The following is an 8,090-nucleotide window of genomic DNA, read 5'->3' as shown; positions in this document are numbered from 1 at the left end:
GCCTTGACGGACTCGGCCTCGATGCGGGCCTGGGCGGGGTCGTAGACGCCGCAGGGCAGGTCGCAGTGGGCCGAGACCTCGATGGTGGGAGCGAAAAGTCGCGCGAACATGCGGGTCCTCTCAAAGAGTGTTCATGTGTCCTACGGATTGCGACACTACTCCGCATGGAAGACATCGCGGCCAGGGCACCCCGACACAGCTGGGGGATGGCGAAGGTCGTAGGGGTCTCGATGGAGCCGACGCTGCGAGCAGGAGACCGGTTGTGGGTCTCCTACGGACGTACGCCGAAGCCCGGGTGCGTGGTCGTCGCCCGGCTCGCCGACGGGGCGGTCGTGGTGAAGCGGGCGGTGGAGCGGCGTACGACCGTCTCCGGGCGCCCCGGGTGGTGGTTGCTCTCGGACAACCCGGCCGCTCCCGGGGTGATCGACTCCCGTCACCGGGGGCCCGTCGCGGACTCCGACGTGCTCGGCGTCGTCGTGGCCCGACTCTGGCCACGCCCACGTTTCCTGGGTGAGTCTCTGGATGAGGGCTCCAGATGAGGGCTTCGTCACCTGTAGGAAACATCAACCGCTTCCTCCGGTAGCCTGTGGGAAACTGCCATCCGGGCATCACATCCCTGTAGATGGCGCCTTGCGCGGCTCCACCCTTCGGCTCGCGTTCGACCGCCCGACGTCCGAGTCAGTAGTTTTCTGGAGGCCCCCTATGACCGAGTCCACCCTGTCCACCGAGAGCACCGCCTATGACGGCGACCCGGTGTTCGAGCTTCACCGCGGCGGCAAGATGGCGATCGCGGCGACCGCATCGGTCTCCGACAAGGCATCGCTCTCGATGGCCTACACCCCCGGTGTCGCCCGGGTCTGCACCGCGATCGCCGAGAACCCGGAGCTGGCCCACACCTACACCTGGGTGCCCAACACCGTCGCGGTCGTCACCGACGGCACCGCGGTGCTCGGTCTCGGTGACATCGGCCCGGCCGCCGCGATGCCGGTGATGGAGGGCAAGGCGGTCCTGTTCAAGGAGTTCGGCGGCGTCGACTCGATCCCGATCTGCCTGGACACCACCGACGTGGACGAGATCGTCGAGACCGTCATCCGGATGGCGCCGAGCTTCGGCGGGATCAACCTCGAGGACATCTCCGCGCCGCGATGCTTCGAGATCGAGGACCGCCTCAAGGAGGCGCTCGACATCCCGGTCTTCCACGACGACCAGCACGGCACCGCCGTGGTCACGCTGGCCGCGCTGATGAACGCGCTGAAGCTGACCGGCCGCAACCCGGAGTCGACCCGCGTGGTCATCTCCGGTGCCGGTGCCGCCGGCGTCGCGGTCGCCAAGATCCTGCTCGAGTTCGGCATCAAGGACCTCGCCTTGCTCGACCGCAAGGGCGTCATCTCCTCCACCCGCTCGGACCTGACCGAGTCGAAGAAGGCGATCGCCGAGGTGACCGCGGACGTCACCGGCCGCTCGGGCTCGCTGGCCGACGCGCTGTCCGGCGCCGACGTCTACGTCGGCGTCTCCGGCGGCACCGTCCCCGAGGAGCTCGTCGCGACCATGGCCCCGCAGGCCATCGTCTTCGCGATGGCCAACCCGAACCCGGAGATCCACCCCGACGTGGCGCACAAGTACGCCAGCATCGTCGCGACCGGTCGCTCGGACTTCCCCAACCAGATCAACAACGTCCTCGCCTTCCCCGGCATCTTCCGGGGTGCGATCGACGTGCACGCCTCCTCGATCACCGAGGGGATGAAGCTCGCCGCCGCCCAGGCGCTGGCCGCTCTGGTCGGTGACGAGCTCTCCGCGGACAAGATCATCCCCGAGCCGTTCGACCCCCGCGTCGGTCCCGCCGTCTCCGCTGCGGTCGCCGAGGCCGCTCGGATCGACGGGGTCGCTCGCGCCTGAGCGTTCCTTCGGCAAGTGATGCAGACGAAGGCACACATCCCCGGCGGAGCTCCGCTGGGGATGTGTCCCGCGATCTGCACACCTTGATCGAGGAACCGCTCAGGTCGGTAGGGTCGGGCGCATGTTCGCTGCGTACGCCGAGAAGTTCTCATCCGACGATCCGATCTCCGGCCTCGTGCTGGGGGAGCGGCCCGACCCTGTCGCTCCGGACGGGTGGACGACGGTCACCGTCAAGGCAGCCTCGCTCAACCACCACGACCTGTGGTCGCTGCAGGGGGTCGGGCTCAAGGCCGAGGCGCTGCCGATGATCCTGGGCTGCGACGCGGCCGGCCTCGACGAGGACGGCAACGAGGTCGTGGTGCACTCGGTGATCTCCTCGCCCGACTGGACCGGCGACGAGACCCTCGACCCGAAGCGGTCGCTGCTCTCCGAGCGTCACCAGGGCACCTTCGCCGAGAAGGTCATCGTGCCGCGGCGCAACGTCGTGCCGAAGCCGGCTGGGATGTCGTTCGAGGAGGCCGCCTGCCTGCCGACGGCATGGCTGACGGCCTACCGGATGCTGTTCACCCAGGGTGGGCTCAAGGCCGGTGACTCGGTCCTGGTGCAGGGCGCCGGCGGGGGAGTGGCGACCGCGGCGATCACGCTCGCGCGGGCGGCCGGCCTCAAGGTCTATGCAACCTCGCGTGACGAGGCGAAGCAGAAGCGTGCCCTCGAGCTCGGTGCCCACGAGGCCCTGCCGTCGGGGGAGAGGCTGCCGGTCAAGGTCGACGCGGTGATCGAGACCGTCGGCCGCGCGACCTGGAAGCACTCGGTGCGCTCGCTGCGTCCCGGCGGGGCGATCATCATCAGCGGGACCACGTCGGGGGCGAACCTCGACGACGCGCTGCTGACCAACATCTTCTTCCTGCAGCTGAAGGTGATCGGGTCGACGATGGGCACCCGCAACGAGCTGGCCAGCCTGGTCTCGCTGCTCGAGGCCACCGGCACCCGCCCGCTGATCGACCGCACCATGCCGCTGACCGAGGCCAAGGCCGGCTTCGAGGCGATGCACGCCGGTGATCTCTTCGGGAAGGTCGTCTTCACCCTGTGACGCCGGCAGCGTGACGTACGGCCGTGTGACGTACGGAATATCGTTCGACTCTCCCCGGTTCAACAAGGGACCATTGAGTGTCACTGCCGGGGGGGCTCGAAAAGTTTCTCGTGGCGTGATGTCGAAATCGGCCCCGCCCGTTCGATCTATGTATAGAGCGGGCGGCACCGGGCCCCTGCGTACGACCCGAGGAACACGTCATGACTGCTGCCGTCACAACATCACACCGTCCACTCGACGGTGAGAAGCGGCGTACGCCTGCCGTCATCACCCTGCTCGTGCTGGCCACCTTCGTGGTGATCCTCAACGAGACGATCATGCTCAACGCGATCCCGAACCTGATGAACAGCTTCGGGGTCACCGAGCATGCCGCTCAGTGGGTCTCGACCGCGTTCATGCTGACCATGGCGTCGGTCATCCCGGTGACCGGCTGGTTCCTGCAGCGGGTGACGACCAGGACCGCGTACGCCACGGCGATGGGTGTCTTCATCGCCGGCACCCTGATCTCGGCGATCGCGCCGGTCTTCGGGATCCTGCTCGCCGGCCGGGTCATCCAGGCCGCCGGCACCGCGGTGATGATGCCGCTGCTCATGACCACGCTGATGACGGTGGTCGACGAGAACGACCGGGGCCGGGTGATGGGCAACGTCACCATGGCGATCTCGGTCGCGCCGGCGCTGGGCCCGACGATCTCCGGACTGATCCTCGGCTTCGGCTCGTGGCGACTGCTCTTCCTGCTGGTCCTGCCGATCGCCGTCGGCGTCGCCTGGTCCGGGCTGCGCCGGCTGGAGAACGTCAACGAGCCCGCGGAGTCGAGCGTGGACTGGGCCTCCGTGGTGATCGCCGCGCTCGGGTTCGGCTCGCTCGTCTACGGGCTGAGCCGGTTCGCCGAGGGTGAGGTCGGGCGTCCGGTCGTCATCGCGGCCTTCGGTGCCCTGCTGATCCTCGCGTTCGTGCTCCGTCAGCTCCGGCTGCAGCGGGTCGGATCGCCGCTGCTGGACCTGCGCGCGTTCCTGCACCCCACCTTCACCAAGTCGCTGGTCCTGATGGCGATCGCGTTCCTGGCGATGATGGGCTCGATGATCCTGCTGCCGCTCTACCTGCAGACCGTGCGCGGTCTGTCCCCGCTGATGACCGGCCTGCTGGTCATGCCCGGTGGCCTGGCCATGGGTCTGCTCGGGCCGACCGTGGGACGGATCTTCGACAACTACGGTGGCCGGGTGCTCGTCATCCCGGGCTCCGTCGGCATCGTGGTCGCTCTCGCCGGGCTCGCCCAGATCTCGCTGACCACGCCCTACCTGCTCGTGCTGGTGCTCCACCTGATCCTGATGGTCAGCCTGGCGGCTGCCTTCACCCCGGTCTTCACGCTGGGTCTCGGGTCGCTGCCGTCGCACCTCTACTCCCACGGCTCCTCGATCCTGGGCACGCTCCAGCAGGTCGCGGCGGCGTTCGGCACCGCCCTGGCGGTCACCGTGATGTCCGTACGCAGCGACCAGGTCATCGACGAGGTCGGTGCCGTCGCGGCCCAGGTGAGCGGCCTGCAGGCCGCCTTCATGGTCAGTGCCGCGCTGGCTCTGATCGTGGTCGTGATGGCGGTCCTGCTGCCGGCTCGGGCTGAGGGCTACGGCGAGTCTGACGAGGACTCTGCTGAGGACTCTGCTGAAGACTCGGCTGGCGACTCGGCGGGGGAGCCGGGTGCCGATATCGATGCCGAGCTCGCGGAGCTGTGCGAGCACGGCCGCGAGCCCGCGGTGTGCGGCTGCTAGTCGGCTACGGCTCCGAGCGCCACTGATAGACGCCGATCAGCAGCATCCTCAGCTGGGTGCGCACAGTGGCGACGATCTGCTCCTCCTGCTCGGGGCGGGTGGTGGAGAGGATCTGCTCGGCCGTCGCGACCAGCACGGTCACGAACAGCGACGAGAGCACGTGCAGGTCCTTGGCCGTCCAGGTGTCGGTGCCGGTCATCAGCGCCAGGTCGGTGGCGAGCTCGCGCTCGCAGAGCTCGATCTCGCGCCGGATGGCGTCGCGCACCGAACGCGGCCCGGCGACACGCTCGCGGGCGATGAAGCCGAAGTGGTCGCGGCGCCGGTGGACGTGGTCGACCAGGGCATCGATCGAGCCGTCGACGATGCGATGTCCTGAGCTTGTCGAAGGGTCCTGGTCGGCCTGGGCGTTGCGGCGTACGTCGCGGAAGAGGTCGCGCAGCGAGTCGAAGGACTCCTCGACCAGCGCCAGCCCGAGCGACTCGATGGAGTCGAAGTGGCGGTAGAACGCGGTCGGCACGATGCCGACCTGCTTGGCGACCTGGCGTAGCGAGAGCGCCGTCAGCGAGCTGTCCGTGCACAGCTCCAGCGTCGCGTCCAGGATCGCTCGCCGGGTCCGAAGCTTGCGCTCCGCACGGCTCTCCGGCTCCGCACCCGTATCGATCACCAGACCATCCTAGGGGCAGCGGGCGACGGACCGTCAGGTGCACACCTGTACACCGTGATCTGGACCACGTCCATGGCGTCTTGACGGGTGCTGTGATGACCCGCCATGGTTGTCGGTGTACAGATGTTCACTGAAAGGCGATACACATGGCACTCGACCTCGGCGGCCGGATCCTCCGCTCCCGCACGGTTGCGGCGCTCGCCTCACCGCACGGCATCGACCGCTACCTGACCCAGATCAACCCGATGCTGGCCGCGCACGAGGTGCGCGCCCGCATCACCGACATCCACCCGGAGGTGAGCGCGCCCGGCGCGCCCCGGGTGGCGACCGTGACGCTCCAGCCCACCTCGACCTGGCGCGGCCACCGCGCCGGCCAGCACGTCAGTGTCGGCATCGACACGGGCGAGGGGCGGCGCACCACCCGCGTCTTCACCGTCTCCAACACCGAGGGGAAGCCGGGTGAGCCGCTCACCATCACGGTGCGTGCCCACGACGACGAGCACGCGACCCCTTACAGCATCTCCAAGTACCTGACCGAGCGTGCCACCGTCGGCACCCTGGTCCACCTGTCTCAGGCCGAGGGCGACTTCGTCCTCCCCGACCGCGTGCCCGAGCACATCGTGCTGATCTCGGGCGGTTCCGGGATCACTCCGGTGATGTCCATGCTCCGCTCCCTGCAGCGGCGTACGCACCGGGGCAAGGTCACCTTCCTGCACTGGGCGCCCAGCGCCGACCGCCAGATCTTCGCCGACGAGCTCGAGGAGATCCGTCACCAGGGCCACGGCGTCGACCTGCACATCCTCCACACCGCCGACGGGGCGCCGTACCTCTCCCCGGCGCTGCTCTCGAAGCTGGTCCCGGGATATCGGGAACTGCCGACCTGGGCCTGCGGACCGGCTTCGCTCATCGAGGCGGCTCAGGCTGCGTACGAGGGTACGGAGTCGCTCCGGGTGGAGTACTTCAAGCCGCCCAAGAATGCCGGCGTGGCCGGCGGCGAGATGGAGTTCGCGCGCACCGGCAAGACCGTCGCCAACGACGGCGCCACGATCCTCGACCAGGCCGAGGCCGCGGGGCTTACCCCCGAGTCCGGCTGCCGGATGGGGATCTGCTTCTCCTGCACGACCAACAAGAGCTCCGGGCGGGTCCGCAACGTCCTGACCGGCGAGACCTCCGAGCTCCCCGACGAGCAGATCCGGATCTGCGTGAGCACGCCCGAGGGCGACTGCTCCGTGGACCTCTGACGATTCCTTCAAGGAGACACCCCCATGACCACTGTTGAGAAGACCGGAAACCGCCGACTGAGCCCCCAGGAGCTGGAGGCGTTCGGCGCCGAGATGGAGGCCATCCGCCAGCGGATCGTCGCCGACCTGGGCGAGAAGGACTCGACGTACATCTACGACATCGTCAAGAAGCAGCGCGCCTTCGAGCTCGCCGGCCGCGCGCTCTTCTACCTGCCCGTGATCGGTTGGGTCCCGGCCGTCGCCTGTCTGTCGATCTCCAAGATCCTCGACAACATGGAGATCGGGCACAACGTCATGCACGGCCAGTACGACTGGATGGGCGACCCCGACCTCAACTCGCGCATGTTCGAGTGGGACAACGTCTGCCCCTCCGACCAGTGGAAGTACTCCCACAACTACATCCACCACACCTTCACCAACGTCCTCGGCAAGGACCGCGACATCGGCTACGGCATCCTGCGGATGGACGAGGACCAGAAGTGGCACCCCTACTTCCTGGGCAACCCGATCTACGCGTTCTTGCTGATGATCTTCTTCGAGTGGGGTGTCGCGATGCACGACCTCGAGGTCGAGAACATCGTCGCCGGCAAGCGCAAGATGTCGGACAACGCCGAGCTGCACCGCGGCCTCATGAAGAAGGTCAAGCGCCAGGCGCTGAAGGACTACGTCCTGTTCCCGCTGCTCTCCGGTCCGCTGGCGCCGCTGACGTTCCTGGGCAACGGTGTCGCCAATCTCGTACGCAACATCTGGGCGTTCAACATCATCTTCTGTGGCCACTTCCCGGCCGGCGTCGCCTCCTTCTCGCAGGAGGAGTGCGAGGACGAGACCCAGGGGCACTGGTACTACCGCCAGCTCCTCGGCTCCGCCAACATCACCGGTGGCCGCATCTTCCACATCATGTCCGGGAACCTGTCCCACCAGATCGAGCACCACCTCTTCCCCGACCTCCCCGCCCGCCGCTACCCGGAGATCGCCGAGGAGGTCCGCGAGATCTGCGAGCGCTACGACCTGGCGTACAACACCGGCCCGCTGCACCAGCAGCTGTGGGGCGTCTTCAAGAAGATCTGCAAGTACGCCCTCCCCGACCGCAAGCGCCCCGCCGCCGACGGTGCCGAGACGGCTCCCGCTCTCCAGGGAGTCGCGGCATGACGCCTGAGCAGCCACAATGGGTTGTCATGGAGCCCGAGCTGAGCAAGAACGAGATCCGCAAGGATGTCGCGCAGAGCGCCGTCGAGGTCACCGCGACCACCGTCGGCCAGGTCACCATGATCATCACCGGCGCCGTACGCGACGTGGCCGGTGCCATCGGTGGCCTCGCCACCGAGCTCTTCGAGCTCCGTGCCGCCGCCAAGCGTGCCGAGAAAGACCTCGGCGAATAGGTAGTTCTGGCGGCCGAATCCGCAGTTGTGGGCGACGAAACCATGGTTTCGTCC

At 68.0% G+C, this 8,090-nt stretch carries 9 protein-coding genes; 7 read left to right on the top strand and 2 right to left on the bottom strand.

The window, feature by feature from the left end; genetic code table 11:
- On the bottom strand, window positions 1–110 hold a 110-nt coding region (locus tag ABTX24_RS29565), incomplete at its 3' end, for a superoxide dismutase [Ni] (RefSeq protein ID WP_305367623.1).
- A gap of 54 nt (window positions 111–164) precedes the next feature.
- Here ABTX24_RS29565 and ABTX24_RS29560 point away from each other — a divergent pair.
- From ABTX24_RS29560 to ABTX24_RS29545, 4 genes are all read left to right on the top strand, one after another.
- Window positions 165–539: a S24 family peptidase gene (locus ABTX24_RS29560; protein ID WP_160027675.1), complete on the top strand. Its 375-nt coding sequence runs from the start codon at window positions 165–167 to the stop codon at window positions 537–539.
- 163 nt (window positions 540–702) lie between these two features.
- Entirely contained in the window at window positions 703–1,896 is a 1,194-nt protein-coding gene (locus ABTX24_RS29555; RefSeq protein ID WP_160027677.1) for an NAD(P)-dependent malic enzyme, read from the top strand.
- 121 nt (window positions 1,897–2,017) lie between these two features.
- A complete protein-coding gene (locus ABTX24_RS29550; protein ID WP_350844745.1) occupies window positions 2,018–2,986 on the top strand; it encodes a zinc-binding dehydrogenase in 969 nt (322 codons plus the stop codon).
- Between the two features lie 200 nt (window positions 2,987–3,186).
- On the top strand, window positions 3,187–4,752 hold the full coding sequence (locus tag ABTX24_RS29545; RefSeq protein WP_350844743.1) for an MDR family MFS transporter: 1,566 nt from the start codon (window positions 3,187–3,189) through the stop codon (window positions 4,750–4,752).
- Window positions 4,753–4,756: 4 nt separating this feature from the next.
- On the opposite strand, the gene ABTX24_RS29540 is transcribed toward ABTX24_RS29545, so the two are convergent.
- Window positions 4,757–5,416 carry a TetR family transcriptional regulator gene (locus ABTX24_RS29540; protein ID WP_350844741.1) on the bottom strand — a complete coding sequence of 220 codons (660 nt, stop codon included), beginning with the start codon at window positions 5,414–5,416 and terminating at the stop codon, window positions 4,757–4,759.
- A 146-nt stretch (window positions 5,417–5,562) separates the two neighbouring features.
- Between ABTX24_RS29540 and ABTX24_RS29535 the strand changes: the two genes are divergently transcribed.
- Genes ABTX24_RS29535 through ABTX24_RS29525 form a run of 3 tightly spaced genes read left to right on the top strand, consistent with a single transcriptional unit; the run spans window position 5,563 to window position 8,036 of the window.
- Window positions 5,563–6,657 (top strand): flavin reductase family protein, encoded by a 1,095-nt coding sequence (locus ABTX24_RS29535; protein ID WP_350844739.1) that lies wholly within the window; start codon window positions 5,563–5,565, stop codon window positions 6,655–6,657.
- A 24-nt stretch (window positions 6,658–6,681) separates the two neighbouring features.
- Complete coding sequence (locus ABTX24_RS29530; protein ID WP_350844737.1) at window positions 6,682–7,806, top strand: fatty acid desaturase family protein; 1,125 nt, start codon at window positions 6,682–6,684, stop codon at window positions 7,804–7,806.
- 26 nt (window positions 7,807–7,832) lie between these two features.
- Entirely contained in the window at window positions 7,833–8,036 is a 204-nt protein-coding gene (locus ABTX24_RS29525; RefSeq protein ID WP_160027689.1) for a hypothetical protein, read from the top strand.
- Window positions 8,037–8,090 lie beyond the last annotated feature (54 nt).

Origin of the sequence: Nocardioides sp. NPDC127514 (assembly GCF_040302125.1) — a bacterium.
Taxonomy (GTDB): domain Bacteria; phylum Actinomycetota; class Actinomycetes; order Propionibacteriales; family Nocardioidaceae; genus Nocardioides.
This window is presented reverse-complemented; position numbering and strand designations above follow the sequence as displayed.